Annotated in this window: 14 protein-coding genes; 6 read left to right on the top strand and 8 right to left on the bottom strand. The window is 41.4% G+C overall.

Features of this window, described 5'->3' with window-relative positions; all coding sequences use genetic code 11:
• The 3 genes from ACK8P5_RS11630 to ACK8P5_RS11620 form a co-directional block, all read right to left on the bottom strand.
• The gene (locus ACK8P5_RS11630; protein ID WP_422661085.1) at window positions 1–1221 is read right to left on the bottom strand and encodes a benzoate/H(+) symporter BenE family transporter; all 1221 of its coding nucleotides are present in this window, start codon (window positions 1219–1221) and stop codon (window positions 1–3) included.
• A 21-nt stretch (window positions 1222–1242) separates the two neighbouring features.
• Entirely contained in the window at window positions 1243–1986 is a 744-nt protein-coding gene (locus ACK8P5_RS11625) for a YggS family pyridoxal phosphate-dependent enzyme (protein ID WP_422661084.1), read from the bottom strand.
• A gap of 280 nt (window positions 1987–2266) precedes the next feature.
• Entirely contained in the window at window positions 2267–2866 is a 600-nt protein-coding gene (locus ACK8P5_RS11620) for a hypothetical protein (protein ID WP_422661083.1), read from the bottom strand.
• A 687-nt stretch (window positions 2867–3553) separates the two neighbouring features.
• Between ACK8P5_RS11620 and ACK8P5_RS11615 the strand changes: the two genes are divergently transcribed.
• Window positions 3554–4939 carry an SMI1/KNR4 family protein gene (locus ACK8P5_RS11615; RefSeq protein ID WP_422661082.1) on the top strand — a complete coding sequence of 462 codons (1386 nt, stop codon included), beginning with the start codon at window positions 3554–3556 and terminating at the stop codon, window positions 4937–4939.
• Window positions 4940–5025: 86 nt separating this feature from the next.
• On the opposite strand, the gene ACK8P5_RS11610 is transcribed toward ACK8P5_RS11615, so the two are convergent.
• Window positions 5026–6726 (bottom strand): DUF4091 domain-containing protein, encoded by a 1701-nt coding sequence (locus ACK8P5_RS11610; RefSeq protein ID WP_422661081.1) that lies wholly within the window; start codon window positions 6724–6726, stop codon window positions 5026–5028.
• Between the two features lie 195 nt (window positions 6727–6921).
• On the opposite strand from ACK8P5_RS11610, the gene ACK8P5_RS11605 reads away from it, so the two are divergent.
• Window positions 6922–7797, top strand: coding sequence for an AraC family transcriptional regulator (locus ACK8P5_RS11605; RefSeq protein WP_422661080.1), 876 nt, complete (start codon window positions 6922–6924; stop codon window positions 7795–7797).
• Between the two features lie 84 nt (window positions 7798–7881).
• Here ACK8P5_RS11605 and ACK8P5_RS11600 read toward each other — a convergent pair whose 3' ends face one another.
• The 4 genes from ACK8P5_RS11600 to ACK8P5_RS11585 all read right to left on the bottom strand — a co-directional run bounded on the left by ACK8P5_RS11600 (window position 7882) and on the right by ACK8P5_RS11585 (window position 13262).
• Window positions 7882–9474, bottom strand: coding sequence for an MFS transporter (locus ACK8P5_RS11600; protein WP_422661079.1), 1593 nt, complete (start codon window positions 9472–9474; stop codon window positions 7882–7884).
• A gap of 216 nt (window positions 9475–9690) precedes the next feature.
• Window positions 9691–10875: a guanitoxin biosynthesis PLP-dependent (S)-gamma-hydroxy-L-arginine cyclodehydratase GntC gene (gene gntC, locus ACK8P5_RS11595; protein ID WP_422661078.1), complete on the bottom strand. Its 1185-nt coding sequence runs from the start codon at window positions 10873–10875 to the stop codon at window positions 9691–9693.
• Window positions 10865–11800, bottom strand: a complete 936-nt coding sequence (locus tag ACK8P5_RS11590; protein ID WP_422661454.1) for a D-alanine--D-alanine ligase — start codon at window positions 11798–11800, stop codon at window positions 10865–10867. Before ACK8P5_RS11590 ends, gntC begins: the two co-directional genes overlap by 11 nt.
• 10 nt (window positions 11801–11810) lie before the next feature.
• Window positions 11811–13262, bottom strand: a complete 1452-nt coding sequence (locus tag ACK8P5_RS11585) for a PLP-dependent aminotransferase family protein (protein WP_422661453.1) — start codon at window positions 13260–13262, stop codon at window positions 11811–11813.
• A gap of 246 nt (window positions 13263–13508) precedes the next feature.
• Here ACK8P5_RS11585 and ACK8P5_RS11580 point away from each other — a divergent pair, with 246 nt between their 5' ends.
• The 4 genes from ACK8P5_RS11580 (at window position 13509) to ACK8P5_RS11565 (ending at window position 18554) form a co-directional block, all read left to right on the top strand.
• A complete protein-coding gene (locus ACK8P5_RS11580; protein ID WP_422661077.1) occupies window positions 13509–14861 on the top strand; it encodes an FAD-binding oxidoreductase in 1353 nt (450 codons plus the stop codon).
• A gap of 219 nt (window positions 14862–15080) precedes the next feature.
• Window positions 15081–16037 carry an ABC transporter permease gene (locus ACK8P5_RS11575; RefSeq protein WP_422661076.1) on the top strand — a complete coding sequence of 319 codons (957 nt, stop codon included), beginning with the start codon at window positions 15081–15083 and terminating at the stop codon, window positions 16035–16037.
• A 12-nt stretch (window positions 16038–16049) separates the two neighbouring features.
• Window positions 16050–16979, top strand: a complete 930-nt coding sequence (locus tag ACK8P5_RS11570) for a carbohydrate ABC transporter permease (protein WP_422661075.1) — start codon at window positions 16050–16052, stop codon at window positions 16977–16979.
• Between the two features lie 87 nt (window positions 16980–17066).
• The gene (locus ACK8P5_RS11565; protein ID WP_422661074.1) at window positions 17067–18554 is read left to right on the top strand and encodes an ABC transporter substrate-binding protein; all 1488 of its coding nucleotides are present in this window, start codon (window positions 17067–17069) and stop codon (window positions 18552–18554) included.
• Window positions 18555–18670 lie beyond the last annotated feature (116 nt).

Here is an 18670-nt window from a genome sequence, read left to right as displayed (position 1 = left end):
TTATTCGGATTGTTGTATTCCACTCGGTTTGTATTGCCGTTTATAAAATTTTCCATGAATGAATAGATGTGCTGTCAAACCCGCGACAAGTCCCCAAAATGCACCGCCGACGCCTAGCAAGGTCACATTCGCAGCTGTTGCTAGAAACGTAATCAATGCGGTTTCACGTCCGGTGGAATCTGTTAAAGCACCCGCAAGACTACTACCAATTGTGCCAAGCAAAGCCAATCCGGCTAACGTTGCGATAAAGGCAGCAGGAAGAATCATAAACAGAGCAGCCAACGTTTCACCAAAAATACCAACAAAGATATAGAAAATGCCACAAGCAATGCCTGCTATATAGCGCTTTGTTGAATCCTCATGTGCGTCTTTTCCAGTACATATTGCAGCTGTAATGGCCGCTACATTAAATGCGTGTGAACCGAATGGTGCTGCTAGGAGCGAACCCAATCCCGTAATGGTCAGTATCGGATTTGCACTCGTCTTGAACCCGTCATTCCGCAGTACGAACATTCCAGGCATGTATTGTCCCGTCAACGTAATAATAAAGAGCGGCAAGGCAACACCTAATAAAGCTTGGAATGAAAAGTCCGGAATGACAAATACAGGTGATGCGATTGCCAACTGGATTGTACTGAAATCCGCCTTGTCCATGCCAATTAAATAAATCAATCCGATTGCCAGTATGCCAACAATCGCATAGCGAGATGTAAACCGTCTTAATACGACATAAGTAACAAACATGAAAACAACAAGCAAGGGGTCAACTTTTGCTCCTCCAAAAGCTGAAATACCAAACTGTAGTAAAATACCTGCTAGAAGTCCTGAAGCGATTCCTGGAGGAATGAGCCGGACGAAACGTTCAAACATTCCTGATAATCCTAAAAGAATAAAACCTATAGCAGAGATAATATAAGCACCAATGGCTTCCGAGTAAGGTGTGACAGCTAATGCCGATACAAGAAAAGCCACGCCTGGTGTTGACCAAGCTGTAATAATCGGTTCCCGATATCGATAACTTAGCCATATCCCAGTTACCCCTACACCAATAGATATTGACCAAATCCAAGAAGCTGTCATTTCGGGACTCAATCCCGCGACTTTTGCTGCCTGGAACACAAGGATAAATGTGCCCCCGTAATTGACAATGACAGATATTAAAGCTGCAATCATCGGCGATATCACATCGCGTCCGCGCATCGAAGGGTCTGTTATGTTCATAAGTGTTCTCCTGCCTCTCTCCTAATCGTCCTGCCTCACATTCTCATTCCAGTAAAAACCATCCGGCAAATAGCGTTGACCGAATACGCTCGTCCCTACGCGAATGATCGTAGCTCCTTCTTCGATAGCCACCTGAAAGTCACTAGACATACCCATCGAGAGGATGTCCATATCAACACGCGGGAACTTTGCCTTCCTAATTTGGGTTTGAATCAATTTCAATAATCGGAAGCATTGCCTTGTCTCATCTTTTGTAGCATTCCATTTTCCAATCGTCATTAAGCCCTTCACGTTTAGCGTTTCAAACTGGGACAACTGTTCCACTAACTCCAGTGCCATCTCTGGAGGTGCACCAAATTTACTTTCTTCGTAAGACGTGTTTATTTGTACAAGAATATCTATGCTCTTGTTCTCTTTGACGAGCTGCTGGTGCAGAGCCTGCCCCAGTTTCAAACGGTCCACTGAATGAATGAGTGTTACAAATTTGACAACGTCCTTTACTTTATTGGTTTGCAAATGTCCGATAAAATGCCACTCCACTTGATTATCCTGATGCATGAGCGGAAATTTCCCACGAAGCTCTTGCACTTTGTTTTCCCCAAATAGCGTCTCCCCCATATGTATAGCCATCTGCAGCTTTTCAAGAGGTACTGTTTTTGTCGCCAACAACAATTGCACGTCCTTAATGCTGCGCCCCGAGGTTTGGCAAGCCAACTCCATCTGCCTCCTCACGGCTTTAAGATTATCCTCAACTAGGTCCCTCATGTCTTCTCCTCTCTGTTAGATCACGAATATGATTCATAACGATTAGCTTAGTAGAATTTGGATTGCAGTAAAACATCCAAAACCTTGAATTTTACAAGTCCATAATTACTACACACATAAACCTTCAAATCGAGTAGGAGGCTACTCATTAATTGAGTAACCGACCTCTCACACCACTTCCTGCTATTCGAGAGCTACGGACTTTAACAGCCGAGTTATCGCCCAAGCCGGGCGGACATGAAAAAAAGCCGCCTTAATGGCGGCTTGCATGTAAATCCAGTTAATTCTTTTCCTTCTGTTCCATAACACGCCTGTAAACAATATCTCTAATTTCATCTGAGTCAAAAGAATCGTTGCCAAAAGGTAGAAAGACTCCTCCTAGCATGACATAATAACCCCCTTTAGCTGTTTCAGGGATCATAGTGAAGCTAACCGTTGTAGATAGAGGCTTTTCGTCATCAAGTTTAATCTTCCCATCAAAACTACCCCATAGGAGTGTATCACCTGACTTTAATTTCTCATGCTCCACAAGTGAGCTTTCGATGGCTAAATCATATTTAACCCCATTGATATAGAGTTCACCCATACCCTTCCCGACATAATAACCACCTTCTGGATACAATTCTTGTTTAACAACCAGTTTAGTACGATTGGGATCAATATCAGCAAAACTTTCAAAGCCGAATTTTTTGGCAGTTTCAAAATTTTCAAAGCCTGGAAGGACTACATTTATAAAATTCGCCTCATAATCAATCATAATCGTCTCTGTACCCGCAACTATTGGTTTATTATCATCAGGATCTTGAATCAAAGACAAACTAGCAATAACTACAATAAGAATAAATCCACCAATAATTATTAAAGCTTTCTTTCTACTCAACATGATTACACCCTTTTTTTTCTATGTATTTGCCGTAACCCTAGGAAATTAGATAGGTTACAAGCGTAACACATTCCTCCCAATCCCTATCAATCCATTATTTTCTTATGAAGGACACCACGTTTGTATAAGCAGAATTGCAAGATGGATTGAACGCATAAAAAAACCATAGCACTTATCATGGAGACATAAATGAAATAAGATATAAAATTGATTTTAAAAAAGAATAGACTAACGAACATGCCACCTACCATACCCAGCATTAAATAGGCCAATATAATCGTTAGAATACCTTTAATCCCTTTTACACTAAAACGCCTATAAATTACACTATCAACAATAGGCGATAAAATGACTCCTAAAATCATGAAAATGAAGAAGCTTGGAACGAAATTGATAGCGAATATTCCCATAAATGAATAGTAATAAGTATGGGTAAGCCTATCGGATACTGGTGTGTATATTGTCCAAGAATTATAAGTTGTATATGCAATTGCTGATATAATTGCAGCCATGATTTTAATAAACACGAATTTGTACATTTTAGTCTCCCGCTTCCTGTTGATTTGATTGTATTGCGAATATTTAGACGGATTACTTTTATTTAAGTTGCATGTACACATCCATTTTTTGCTGTTACTATGAGTGCTGTACAAGTTGTACCAAATTATCATGTTGGAGGCTGTCATGGACTATTCATTAATCGAACAATTGGATCAGTGGCATGAAGATGATGATCATCAGCGTATTGTAGATGCGCTGACAGCTATCCCTGAGAAGGATAGAGAATATGATGCTGTCAATCGTCTGGGTAGAGCTTATAACAACCTAGGACTTTATGAAGAAGGACTCCATCAATTCGAAATAATCAGCGAGGCTGGCAAGCAAGATCCACTTTGGCATTTTCGGGTAGGTTATGCCCTTTATCATTTGAAACGATATGAGGATGCACTTCAAGCTTTTCGTAAAGCTGACCTATTAGAACCAGCTGATGAGAAGACCGAATTATGGTTAAGCTGGAGTCTTCAAAAGGCCGAGAAACAGCGAAAAGAAGCGCAAAGAATTGCTGCCAAGTTGAAAGCTAAGCAAGAAATTCTCGGAGGTACAACAAGCGAGCTTCCTTTTGCAAACTTGTCATTAGATGATTTTTGGGAAGACAGCGAGTATGCGAAAGATTCCTACCAATCCGATCCACCAACCGATGAACTCATTCAATCGATCGAACAAGAACTGGGTTACAAGCTCCCTTCTTCTTACATTGCACTAATGAAACACCATAACGGAGGAGTACCCAAGAATACCTGTTTTAGAACAGACGAACCCACCTCTTGGGCTGAGGATCATATTGCCATTACTGGAATCCTAGGCATCGGCCGTGATAAGAGCTATTCACTATGCGGGGACTTAGGCAGCCCGTTTATGATTGAGGAATGGGGATATCCAGATATCGGTGTTGTAATCTGCGATTGCCCTTCCGCAGGACATGACGTCGTGATGCTTGATTACCGAAATTGTGGGCGAGATGGTGAACCTGAAGTCATTCACGTCGATCAGGAAGATGATTATGAAATAACGTTCCTAGCGGATAATTTCGAAGCATTTGTTAGAGGTTTAATCAGCGAAGAGGAATTTGATACTTCTGAGGAAGATAAGGAAGCTGATCTATATAGAGTCGCTAGCGGCAACTTTTCTCCTTTGTTAGAGGAACTTTGCTCTCGAGTAACTGAAGTGGAACAGATTGAACAGAAAATTCGTAGGATCTGTACGCGAATCGTCGAGGAAAAAGGTCACTTTTCTTTTCATGCTGATGAATTATCGCATTTGATGTATGATGTACAGTTTTGGTTATATATTAAATCTTACCCTGATACGAGTCGTGATCAATACTTGGATGTTTATCAAAATATTATCGCTTTTGGTGGAGAATTCGGTCAAGGTGGATATGCCCCTTCCTTTATTTCAGATTGGCTGGATCAACGTAAGAAGGAAGGTAAGATCATTCAGGATCATGGACGTGTAAAATTTACGGATGCTTATGCTAAAAATGTGATTCAGCAGCTAAACCAAGCTTAATGCATCATTAGATCATGCTTATATTAGTAAACGTACAGCCCATTCTCTCTAAGAGAATGGGCTGTACGTGATAAACTCCATTTATATTATTTATCTGATAAGTGAACAGCTATCTGCCTATTAATCTCTTCTCGCTTCGATAACAACCAACTCGCATCGCGAGGAAAGTTCCGGAATGTAAGTGGCGAATCCAGCCCTTTTTCAAGCAGTTCGAGGACCTGACTACGTCCAATGAGCGACTCCAATAATTCACACGCTCGCAGATCTTGTAGCGCTTCATTGAAGACCTCCCACCTGATGGAATCGATCGGGCCTTCATGACCAGGATAGACAACAAAAGCATCTCCAGATGCGAATGCTCCACCAGCATCAGTCACTTGATAAGGGTCTATCGCTTCAAGGGAATATTGCGTATTCCAGAAATTATATCCCCAGTGAAGAAACCCTTGAATTTCAAATTTATAAAGTTGGTAGCCTAGAATTCGATTACGGGATGAAGGCATATTGAAAAACCGATTGGAAACTTCAACCGACTGACCACAGCAATAATAGGTCCAAAGCGGTTTAACATCGTGTTCCAAAAACTCCTCAATATGATCATTGGATGGTATGGGTACTGGCACTAACCCTTGTTCATAGAAACTATAATCCGATAGCGCTTCTATAAATGGAAAATCCTCTAGATACTCTCTTAAAATCGACCGAGCACTCCGGTAATCTTCCAATTGATCGAGAGCCGGTTCATCAGAAACGTGAAAATAACATCGTTCCGTTAATCCGCGTTCCTCAAGATAAGAGGCGAGTGCCGGTAGAAATTGGGATAGAAAATGACGATAGGAATCTCCCTTAGCATCGGTATCCCAACCAAAAATTTGCTCTTTCTTCGCTTCACCATTCTTGTGAACTGTCGCTATAATTTTCGGCGCGTGCTTTGCTCCCCACTGCGTAAATAGATGTGAGAATTCAAAATATTGAATGCCTACACGATTACACATTTCTAACCAACGAGATAGTTTATCGAAATTAAAACGATATTCTTCCTCCATTGTACACTCAACTTCTACGAGCTGTACCGTCGGCCTCTCTCCACCAATTGCCGTATCTAGGGGTGGGGTAAACAAAGGAGTGAGAAGCATATTCACCCCATGTTGAACCGCCCCTTCTACATAACGTTCAATGAGCTCCCAATGCTTCTCCCCCAAAATATCAACCTTATAATACGAAGCGATACAATCACAATGTAACCATTCGGAATGAATGAGCTTCTGTTTAGGTAATTCAGTAGATAGAACATCTAGAACGAAACGTTCACTACCAAGCTGATCTCCAGCCTGGTTTTCAAACGAAATGTTAATTTCAAAGGATGGATCCATTTTACTATTCGTTTGATTCCATTCAGCAAGCGATGGCAAGTTTATTGTCACCCATACCGATCTCCATTGGCCCGGATATGCACGAATACCTTCCTTCGGGATCGGTAACAGCTTATCGGGATATAGTCCCGGCGTCTTACGTAAGACATAATCGTCCGAATATGAGTAGGTCGGTAATTCCGATGGCGAAAGCCCCACCGAACGTATACTGACTTGCGATCCCAATTCAGAGGAAACGGATATGTAAAGAGGATGAATAGAATTTTCGGATCGATACGCAACTTGAAAGCTGAACGTTTCTGACCATAAAGCTGTTCCTCTTTGCAATGAGGGCTCGCTTAAGGTTTCATCCGGAAAGACTTTTACGAGCGAGTGCAAGCAAGTTGTTTGAAAAAGCGAAGTTTGCTCTGACATATGTCTTGTATCCTCCTATCAAATATATTGATTTTTATAAAATGATCATAGCAATTCAATTTTATTGTCGCAATCTTAACATATTGCCCTAAATATAAAAATATTGACCTCATTTACAAAGTGATTTTGCTGAAATTCATTAAATAGCTTAGTATACGATATAAAGAGTAGAAAAATATTTACCGGAGGATTTTCATGCTAAACACAGGATCTTTTGCTTTTCGCTATTCAGACGACCTCCCAATCTTTCGGCTCGATTCACTCGGATGGACCAATGATGCTTCGACAGGGTATTTCAATGATGGGCAACATCGCCGCGACCATGGGCATGTTATCTTTCAATACACGTTAAGTGGCATGGGACGTATTGATCTTGATGGACAAACTTATGATCTTCCACCTGGATATGGTTTTTTCGTCCGAGTACCTAGTCGTCATCGCTATTACTACCCTGTTGATGGAAAGGAACCTTGGGCATTTATTTGGCTAAATGCACGTGGAGAAGATGTGATCCGGATGTGGGAAAGAATTATTGAGCGTCATGGATCTCTTTTACAGATTAACGAATCTTCTCAGCCCATCATTCTGTTTTGGAATCTATATCGAGCGGTATCCGTTGATCGGATTTCAGATCCATCAGAATTATCAGCTCTTTTGTACAGGTGGATGATCTCATTTCTAGGACCTAACTTAAATGATATCTCAGAGGACACGGCAAAGAGCCATCAAGCGATTCTACAGGCTAAGCATGTTATAAGTGAAAAGTATGCACAGCCGCTTACTCTAGATGAGATTGCAGCAGAATGCGGGGTTTCTAGCTCCTATCTTTGTCGATTATTCCAAAAGGAACAATACGACTCTCCACTTACATATTTACAACGAAGAAGAATTGAAGCTGCTGTAACTATGTTACGACGAACTGACGAAAGCATTCAGGATATTGCTGCAAAATGCGGTTTCTCCAGTTCCAGTTATTTTGGAAAAGTGTTCCGCCAATACATGGAGTTATCTCCTGGTGAATTCCGTCGGCGTCAAGATTTATACCCGTTCGATACCGTATATTTGAATTAATACGATTGTCTATCAAAATAACAGGAGCACCTCTATAAAAAAGCAGAGGTGCTCCTGTTTTAATCATTTCTATATTTTTTTGCATTAACGCTCGGCTAGATTTTCCTCTATTTTTAAAGCATCTTTTTTAAATTGCTTATGGAAGACCACAGATAAAATAATGATAAAAATCGCCATTACGGCAGTAAGTAAATAAATAGGCTTATAAGCATTATGAGAAGCTTCTTTGAAGGCTTCAAGCAATGCTGTACGTACATTTTCGGATGGGATTTGTGCAATATTAGATTGAATATCACTGTAGGAACCCTTACTTAGTTTCTCGATCTGATCTAGCGGTATTTTAGTTGTATCCACGCCATGTTCTTGTAGCTTCTCAGGAATGATCGCCCCCATATTACTAAATCCCCGTTGAATAAATGCACCGAAGATTGTCGGAGAAATGGTCAATCCAATTTGTCTGGCTACAGAAAGTGTTCCGAGCGCTGAACCTTTTTGTGTACCTGCTGCATTTGATGTGAGAACGGTTAAAGGAGCACCTAATACAAAACCAAAACCAATCCCTGCTATAACCGAGAATATAATAAATGTTGTCTTGGTATCTACGAATAGTCCAAGTCCTCCGTAACCGACAATTGCGATAATTCCTGCAAAAATCAAGGTTTTCACGGGTCCCTGTTTATCTACAAAGAATCCGCCCCCACCTGCTCCAATCCCTGATGCGATAGCAAGTGGCGTCATCCAATAACCTGAATTTTCTGCTGGAATGCCAAGTACCTGCTCCACAAAAGAAGGAATGAATATAACAGCTCCAATGAAGGTACCCGAAAGAAGTGCCATAATCATCGTTACTGCATAGGTAGGCTTACTTAATAAACTGTAAGGTAGAATAGGATCGACAGTATCGCCTTGTTCGTTCTTTTTCTCCACAAAGATCAATACTGCAAAAATGATGACTCCTGTAATTAATAATCCTAACACATTCAAGTTAAGTAAACTATTCCACAAATTACCTGACCCTAGATTGTTAACGGCAAACATGATACTTAGAATTGAAAATGACAATAGGGAAATACCAAGGAAATCAATTTTAGCCATAACCTTGGATTTAGTTTCTTGTAAATAGAAAATGCCCCCGATCACAAGCAAAATACCAATAGGGACATTAATTAAGAACAACCAATGCCATGTACCCGTTACATCAATCAAAAAACTTCCTATGTTTGGTCCGATGACAGACGCAATTCCGCTCATACCACCCAATAAACCAAGCATACTTCCTTGCTTTTCCTTCGAATATGTACTAATGACATGCGAACTTGCGATAATGAAAATACCTCCACCGCCAAAGGACTGAAAGAGTCGAGCTGCTAAGAAAAAGGTGAAGTTAGGACTTATCGCTACGCCAATAGAACCGATTGTAAAAATAGCAATCTCAATTAAAAATAACTTTTTTCTTCCGAATCGATCAGATAATTTCCCGACAATAGGGGTCATGATCGCTAACCCTAAGGTGTAGAGAGTTATTCCCCAGGTGCCCTGTGTCGCACTGACTTCAAACGAAGAGTTAATACTAGTTAAGGCAGCACTGATAATCCCATTGTCAAGAGCAGCCATAAATACACCGATTAACAAAATGACAAAGCCGAGATTCATTCTTGATGATTTTTCATTATCCACTATGGATGCCCTCCTCAATGTGTGTCATTATTATTAACTTTACCTTACTGATTATACTATGTATATACCCTGTATATAGTTGATACAAACTTGGGTGAATTTCACTATTCCCTTTTGGTTTCACTCCACCGTTAAAGTTTGTACACATGAAAATACAACAAAACAGCACCTTCAATTGCAATTTTGTATCTCACAATTGAGGTGCATTTCAAGCGATTAAATCGCATATTTCTCCGCTTTATTAAGTTTATTTATAAAGCCCTCCATTCGATCAAGTGCCTCTAACAACTTCTCTGTTGAAGTTGCATATGTGCATCGAATATATCCTTCTCCACCTGAACCGAACACAGATCCTGGAACGGCGGCAACACCAGCTTCGTTAAGAAGTCTCATGGCAAACTGGTCGGAAGTAAGCCCTGTGTGTGCTATAGAAGGAAAAGCATAAAACGCACCCTGCGGCTCATGGCAGACGAGACCGATATCTCTTAGTCCTTTAACGAACATCTTTCGACGTTCGTCGTAAGCAGCCTTCATCTCGTCCTTCATCTCAATGCCGCTACGGAGTGACTCAATCGCTGCAATTTGGCCCATAATAGGTGCACACATTACCGTATATTGGTGGATCTTTAGCATCCCTGCGATCAGTTCTCGATTACCACAAGCGTAACCAATTCTCCAACCCGTCATCGCAAATGCTTTAGAAAAACCGTTAATAACAATTGTCCGTTCCTTCATGCCTGGAAGTGAAGCTATACTAACATGCTGCTGATCATAAGTAAGCTCTGCATAAACTTCATCTGAGATGACAACTAGATTATGCTCTATAACAAGCTTTGCAATCGGCTGCCAGTCCTGCTCGGTCATTACCGCACCTGTAGGATTATTCGGATAGTTCAGCATAAGCACCTTTGATCTTGGTGTTATTTTCTTCGCTAGCGCTTGTGCAGTGAGCTTGAAATTCTGCTCTGCAGATGTATCAACCTCCACCACACTCCCGCCATACAGGTGAGCAATCGGTGCATAAGCAATGTAGGTTGGCGTAGGAACAATGACCTCATCACCGGGTTCAATGAAAGTTCGAAGAGCCAGATCAACAGCTTCGCTAGTTCCAACGGTTACGAGAATCTCACTCGATGGATCGTAGTTTAGATGAAAAGCATGATCCAGATACGAAGCGATTTCTTCTCTCAACTCTAAGAGGCCAGCGTTAGGTGTATACGTTGTTCTCCCCTCGTTCAGAGCACGAATGCAAGCAGCTCGAACTTTTTCCGGTGTTACAAAATCAGGCTCACCGACTCCGAGTGATATCACATCATTATTTCCGTTAGCTAGTTCGAAGAAGGTACGAATCCCGGAAGGGGGTATTTCCAATACTCGCGGTGTAATGAACTCATTCGACATAACTCATTTCTCCTCGTTTGCTTGTTTGTTCTTCCCATGAGCATGTTATTATTCGATTCAACAATTGACTGAAAGTGATTCCTGCTGCTTTCGCACTTTTGGGAAGAAGGCTGTTCGTCGTCATACCAGGCAATGTGTTTACTTCCAGAACGTAAGGGATACCATCTCTCAATATCATGTCCACACGACCATACACGCTGCATTTCAATAGCTTATAACACGCTATCGCTGCTGTGCGTACACGTACATTGACCTCGGCTGGCAATGTGATGACCTGTTCTTCCGCTCCGCCATCCTCATATTTAGCCTCATAATTGAACCATTCTGAATGCGCAGATCGAATGCCGATAATAGGCAGCAGTTCCCCATCAAGAATAGAGCATGTAATTTCTTCTCCCTTAATGTATCTCTCGATCATAACTGACTCATCCCAGCGAAAAGCTTCCGTAACTGCAGACAACAACATTTGCTCACTTGTTACAAGCTCTGTCCCGATACTTGATCCGCCAGAATTAGGCTTAACAATAACCGGATAACCGAGCTTTAAGACAGCTTTCGGATCATATTCCTCCATACCGTTCCAGCAGAGCCAATCCGGTGTCTGAATTCCTTCTGCGCGAAGCAGTTTCTTCGACATATCCTTATTCATACATACGCTGCTCGATAAAACTCCGCTTCCTGTGTAGGGAATACCTAGCGTCTCTAGCGTACCTTGTATCGTGCCATCCTCCCCAAAAGATCCATGAAGAGCAAGTAATGCAATATCAATTCCTTTCACTTTATGAATCAATTCATCCCGCTTCTCTATAACAATAGGTGTTATATCATATAAATCTCTATCCAAGTGAGCAAGCATAACTTCACCCGTTCTAAGCGATACCTCACGCTCCGATGAAGTACCACCCATAATGACGCCAACCTTCATGTCCGCACCTCTATCCCATAAGTTGTTTAGCTGTCTCGCCAATAATCCGAATTCCCTTAATAATCTCTTCGTCTGCAACTCTTGAGAAACCTAACCGCATTGTATTTCTTCCTTCATGATCCTTCGTGAAGAACATATCTCCTGGCGTAAAAACAACTCCCTTACTTGAGCACGCTGCAAGCAATTCTCTCGTATCGAAATCTTTTTCAAAGGTGACAAAAAGGTGTAGCCCCCCATCGCCAGATAGACGCTCATATGGAATGAATTCTTCACAACACTGCTTCGTCCATTCATATTTTCGTTTATATTCCGCTCTAGCTTTCTTCAGATACTTCTCGAAATTTCCATTATACAAATATTGAAACAGGATCGACTGATCCACAGTAGATGTATGAATGCTGCGAGCACGCTTGATACTTTCCAGATAATGAATCAATTCTTTATCTGCTAAGATCCACCCTACTCTAAGACCGGGAAATAAGACTTTGGAAAAGCTTCCTAAATAAATAACACTATTGCCCTGTCCCGCGGTTGCCATTAAGGGTGCCACATGTGAGCCGGAATAACGTAGCTCTTCATTAAATCCATCTTCGATGATCGGCACTTGATACTTTTGCATCAGTTTCATGAATAACTGTCTTTTCTGCGGCGACATCACAATGCCTGTCGGATTGTGATAAGAAGGAACGAAATATCCGCAATCGAAAGATTTTTCAGATAGTGCCTGTTCCAGCTCCTGCAGATTGATGCCGTCCGGCTCCATAGATATCCCCGTAATATCGAACCCATGCAGCTTCAGATTCTTAATGGCGGTATTATGCGTTGGATTCTCACAAATAACGGAGCCATTCTTCTTGCTTAAAGCGGACAAGACGATATCAAATCCCTCAGTGAACCCATTCGTTATCAGAATATCTTTGTCTTTCAAATCGACACCTTTATGTGCCATATACCGGAGCAAGTATTCAATTAGTGGCTTATAACCCTTGGCGTACCCATAGTTAAGTAATACATTTCCCTCTAAAGACATCCGATCTTGGAATGCCCGTTTCATATTATCAAGGTCGAATAATTTCTCATCAGGTGCAATGCTGGTGAAGGAAATTTTACCTTTCTCTGCACGTACACCACGCTCCATTCGATCTAACTCCAACGCCTGTTTTGCACGGTCGTTTATACGATTACTCCAATTCAGCTCCCATGTCGAAGTTGGTACATGGCTTAAAGTTTCTGCGACATAGCTACCTTTACCAGATATGGTGTAGGCAAAACCATCATCCTCCAATCCTTCATAGGCGGAAATAATGGTGTTACGGCTCATATGAAGTAGCTTGCTAAGTTCACGCGTGGAAGGGAGTTTTTGATGGGCTTGTAGAGCACCTTTTATAATCAATCGTTTTACGTATTCCTTCACTTGAATAGATACTGGAAGTTCATCCATGACCTTGAAGTCATTAAACACTTTCATCGTCCTCCCACAATTAATTTTTACACAGTAGATCACATAACAAAAGAACCACCGTCCTCGATTTTTCAGACAGGAGTGGTTCTGTGATTGAATCCATTAATAAGGGCTTTCATTATACCTTATATCACATAAATGCTTAAGGTCATACACTAGTGGCCTATACCCTGGTATGTAGTTCTCCATATGATGTACGGTGCCGTGATTCTTGAACTCCGGTGCAATAACATTACAGATTAGGAGATGTTGTTATTGAAGTCACAAACAAAACTAACGGGAAAGGTTATTTTCCGCGGTGATCCAGGTTATGAAGCAGCACGAAAGAATTGGGATCCCCATACTGACAGATTTCCAAAAGTGTTTGTTTTTGCACAAAGAACTCAAGATGTCGCGAACGCCATTAAATGGGCCCGTGAGAATCGTATCCCCATCCGGGCTAGAAGTGGAAGACATGCACTTGAAACCAATCTTTCACAGGTTAATGGTGGTATTGTAGTCGATGTAAGTGATATGAAGAAAATTAAACTTGATAAGAAAAATGGAACCGTTATTGTTGAGACCGGCAATCGAGTAGGAAGAATAGCCAAATCCCTTGCTGCCCAAGGATTCATTGCCCCCTTTGGTGACAGTCCTACAGTGGGAATAGGTGGGATCACACTCGGCGGAGGAATCGGACCGCTACAGCGGACGATCGGCCTAATAAGTGATAACCTCATTGAACTTGAAATGGTTGATGCTAATGGAAAAGTGATCATAGCCAATCATAAACAAAACGCTGATCTTCTGTGGGCATCCCGTGGTGGTGGAGGCGGTAACTTTGGTATCTGCACAAGATACAAATTTAAAGTTCGTCGTGCTCCAGCAAAAGCAACCGTATATAAGGTTACTTGGCCATGGGATCAATTCGAACAAGTATTAAAAGCATGGCAACGCTGGGCTCCTTCCGTCGACACTAGGCTTGGAAGTGAATTAAATATTGGACCGAAAAAGGGTGGAAATGTCACCATGGAAGGCCTATTCCTCGGTTCAACAGAAGAAGCTATTCGACTATTAAGCCCAATCACAAGTATCGGAACGCCAACAGAGAAAACAATTCGGTTACTACCTTACCCACAAGTTGTTAACTTTTTGTTAGCTCCTGATCCGGTGCTTACTCAAAGGTACAGCAATCAGTTCTCATCCGGCTTCGCAAAGTGTCCTTTCCCTAATAAGGCAATTAAGTCGATGCGAGAATTTTTAGAAAAGGCAGAAGCCAATTCTACTGCAGGATTCTTCTTCCTGAACTGGGGTGGAGCCGTAAGTCGTGTATCACCAAAAGCCACAGCATTTTACTGGCGTAAAGTGAAATTTTACGTGGAATGGAACAGCTCATGGATCAAGCCTTCCGATGCCGCTAAAAATATAACTTTAACTCGCAACACACGCCGAAAACTGCAGCCATTCATCGTTGGTTCCTATATTAATGTACCAGATCAAGGAATTAAAAATTCCGGACCCGTCTATTATGGATCTAACTTTTCTAGATTGCGAAAAGTAAAAGCTAAATATGATCCCAACAATGTATTTAACAATCCTCAAAGTATTCCCCCTGCTTGATAAATGATAATTCTATAAAAGATTAATGAGGACTGCCAGCAAAACACGTAGTACAACATATTTAGGAATCTACGTGTTTTGTTGGCTATAAACAATATTATACGAACCTAACGTTTGTTGACTATAGTATCAAGTTTGTTATCTAGAGTTATCCGATCCTTCTCCTATACAATGAGCATAACACGATAAAGCCATTAAACACCGAAAGGAGTTACAGACATGGGCTCAATATCCAAGCCAAAAGAAAAACGAAAGCGCTTACGAATACGTTGGCACAAGCATGATACAGAATTGACGCTCTTGGCGTTGCCGACAACGATATGGTACATATTGTTCTGTTTCTTGCCTATGTTCGGAATCATTATTGCCTTCAAAAATTTTAGAATTAGCGGCGGTTTCCTCAGTAATGTATTCAACAGTCCTTGGGTCGGCTTTAAAAATTTTGAGTTTTTGTTCAAGTCGAATGACGCGTGGATCATTATTCGAAATACCATAGGATACAACATTATCTTTATCATCACGGGAATTGTATTACCTGTTCTTTTCGCAATCATGATCGGACTACTACATAGCCGTAAAGCTAGTAAAGTCTATCAAACCATGATGTTTCTCCCCTACTTCTTATCTTGGGTTGTTGTATCCGCTGTAGGTTGGGCATTTCTAAGCTTTGATAAAGGGATTGTTAATCAGACACTTGTCAGTCTGGGCAGCGATCCGATCAACTGGTATATGGCGCCCGAATACTGGCCTTACTTCTTAATTCTCCTGAACATATGGAAGGGATTAGGTTATGGCATGGTCATTTACCTGGCAACCATCACAAGCCTTGACAGCACTTACTATGAAGCGGCTGTGATCGATGGAGCCTCTATATGGCAGCAGACGAGATTTATTACATTACCTATGCTTAAACTCGTGATTGTCATGATGTTCATACTAGCCGTTGGGCGGATATTCTATACCGATTTTGGGTTATTCTATCAGGTCACAAGAGATTCGAACTCTCTCTTCAACGTATCTACCACGATTGATGTCATGGTTTACAAGCAATTAAAGAGCGCTACAGTCGGAATGGCATCTGCTGCTGCATTTATACAATCAGTTCTAGGCTGCGCAACGATATTAATCGCTAACTGGATTGTTCGCCGAATTGATCCAGATAGCGCGATGATGTAAGGAGGTTAGGATATGGCAACGAGAACCGCTTATGATTCGGGGCTTGAGAGATTTAATCGTACAAACAAAATCGTAAACATCATGTTCAACCTCATTTTTATTATTTTGGCGCTGCTATGTGTCATACCTGTCATTGTTGTACTATCGATTTCACTATCGAGTGAGAATTCCATTCGCGAGACAGGATACCATCTGTTGCCCGTTGCTTTTTCAGGGGAAGCTTACGCTTATATTGTTAACCAAGGCTCGATGATTCTACGTGCGCTAGGTGTATCTGTCCTTGTTACTTTGGTCGGCACAGTTCTAGGTGTATTGCTTACTACCTCAATGGGCTATGTCATTTCTCGACCGACCTACAAATTGAAGGGCTTTCTAACCTGGGTAGTATTCATCCCTATGGTGTTCAATGGTGGTCTGGTATCTAGCTATTTTATCAACTCGAATCTATTAGGATTAAAAGACAGCGTCTGGGCACTCATTCTCCCGCTGGCTGTCTCCTCTTTTAACGTGATTATCTGCAAAACCTTTTTCAAAACTACGATTCCTGATGGATTAATTGAGTCAGCAGAGATAGATGGCGCAAGCCAGTTACGCATCTTCTTCTCGATCATCCTTCCGATCTCGCTGCCTGTGATTGCAACCATTGGTCTGTTCCTATGTTTTGCCTATTGGAATGACTGGTTTCAATCGATGTTATACATCGATAACCAGAACCTATATTCTCTGCAAGCCCTGCTTAACAGCTTAATGAGTAATGTTGATGCACTCGCCAAAAATGCCGCAAGCATGGGGGTAAGCTACGCCGTACTCGTTGCTACCATGCCAAAAGAATCAGCAAGGATGGCAGTGGCCATTCTCATTGTTCTTCCTGTAGCTTTCGCTTACCCATTCTTCCAGAAATATTTCATTTCGGGTCTAACGGTTGGCGCAGTAAAAGGCTAATGACGAAATAAACCAAGCTCACTTGGTTTATGATAGATCACTGTTCGTCTAAGACGGTGAAACAACTTCCTAAAGGGGGAAATTGCAATGAAGAGATCTTTAAAGTTCATCTCCATCCTGTGCGTAATGACATTCATGTTGACTGCTCTAGCAGCCTGTGGTGGTTCGAAAGCACCTACAACAGATGGAGGCACAACACCAGACACACCCAAGGAAAACACAACCGATAATAAGGACATCCCAACTCTAGTCTGGTGGACCATTGGCGGCCAAGTCCCTAACAACTTTGACAAAGCAATTGAAGCCATGAATGCCTACACAGCTGAGAAGATTGGTGTAAAAATTGATATTAAAGTAGCCAGTTGGGGTGAATGGGATACCAAAATCAACACGATTGTGAATACAGGAGAACCATTTGACATCATGTTCACCAACAGTGGAAAATACAGCAAGCAGGTCGCCATGGGTGCTCTTGCTGATATTACCGACTTGGTTCAAAGTGAAACGCCTGATTTATATAAATTGATACCTGAAAAAGTATGGGAAGGTACAAAGATTGGCGGGAAGTATTATTCCGTTCCTACTTATAAAGATTCAGCTCTAACGCAGTACTGGGTATTCGATGATAAATATGTGCAGAAGTACAACATTGATATCAATAGTATCAAAACTCTTCAGGATCTTGATAAGCCGCTACGTGCTATGAAAGCTGAAGGCAAAAGCTTCTATCCATTGCCAATGACACAAGGTGAAGGCTTAAACGGTTTCTTTAATGCTTATGACGATTTGACACTTGGTTTCGCTCCTATCGGCGTAAAAGCAGATGATACATCACGCACGGTCGTCTCCGTCCTTGAACAGCCCGATATCATGAATAATCTCAAACTTCTTCATCAGTGGTACCAAGACGGACTCATCAACCCAGATGCTCCGACTAAGACGGAGAATGACAAAGGTAGACCGTTCTTTGCAGCTCAGGCATTTCCTGGTGCAGAAATAAGCTGGCAAATTAACGATGCTGTTCAAAAGTATGATATGGTTCAAAACTATGGACCTATATACACAACAAGTACCATCCAAGGTTCTCTTAACGCAATTTCGGCGAACTCTAAATATAAGAAAGAAGCACTGAAGTATCTTGAACTCGTGAATACCGATCCAAAATTGCGTAATATGCTGGCATTCGGCGAGTTAGGCGTAGACTACCAAAATGTTGATGGTGAAAAAGTGATTGAACGTACTTCGGATACTTGGCCACTGGCTGCTTATACACAAGGTACTTTCTTCAACTTAGCGGTCAATAAAGGGGCTCCAGAAGACCAATGGGAACAAGTTAAAAAGCTGAATGATGTAGCTACATCATCCACAGCACTAGGATTCGCACTCGATATTACAGATCTTCAAACAGAGGTGGCCAATTGCCAAGCGGTTTGGGATAAATACAAATATGAGTTAATTACAGGTGCTTCTGATCCAGAAAAAATGGTTCCAAAAATTACAGCTGAATTAAAGTCCGCAGGTATGGATACGATTATGAACGCTGCACAAGAACAAATTAATAATTACTTCAAGTAAAATTTGATTCTTGCGCATCCCTTATCGAGATACACTCTATAAGGGATGCTTTTTTTCTTATGATCTATGAAACTGTATAGTAATCATGTTAAAGTGATGGTGAAATATCGCTAGCT

The sequence above is a fragment of the Paenibacillus sp. EC2-1 genome, assembly GCF_049311625.1.
GTDB lineage: Bacteria > Bacillota > Bacilli > Paenibacillales > Paenibacillaceae > Paenibacillus_AQ.
Note: the sequence above shows the minus strand (reverse complement) of the source record. Positions and strands in the feature narration are given on the sequence as shown.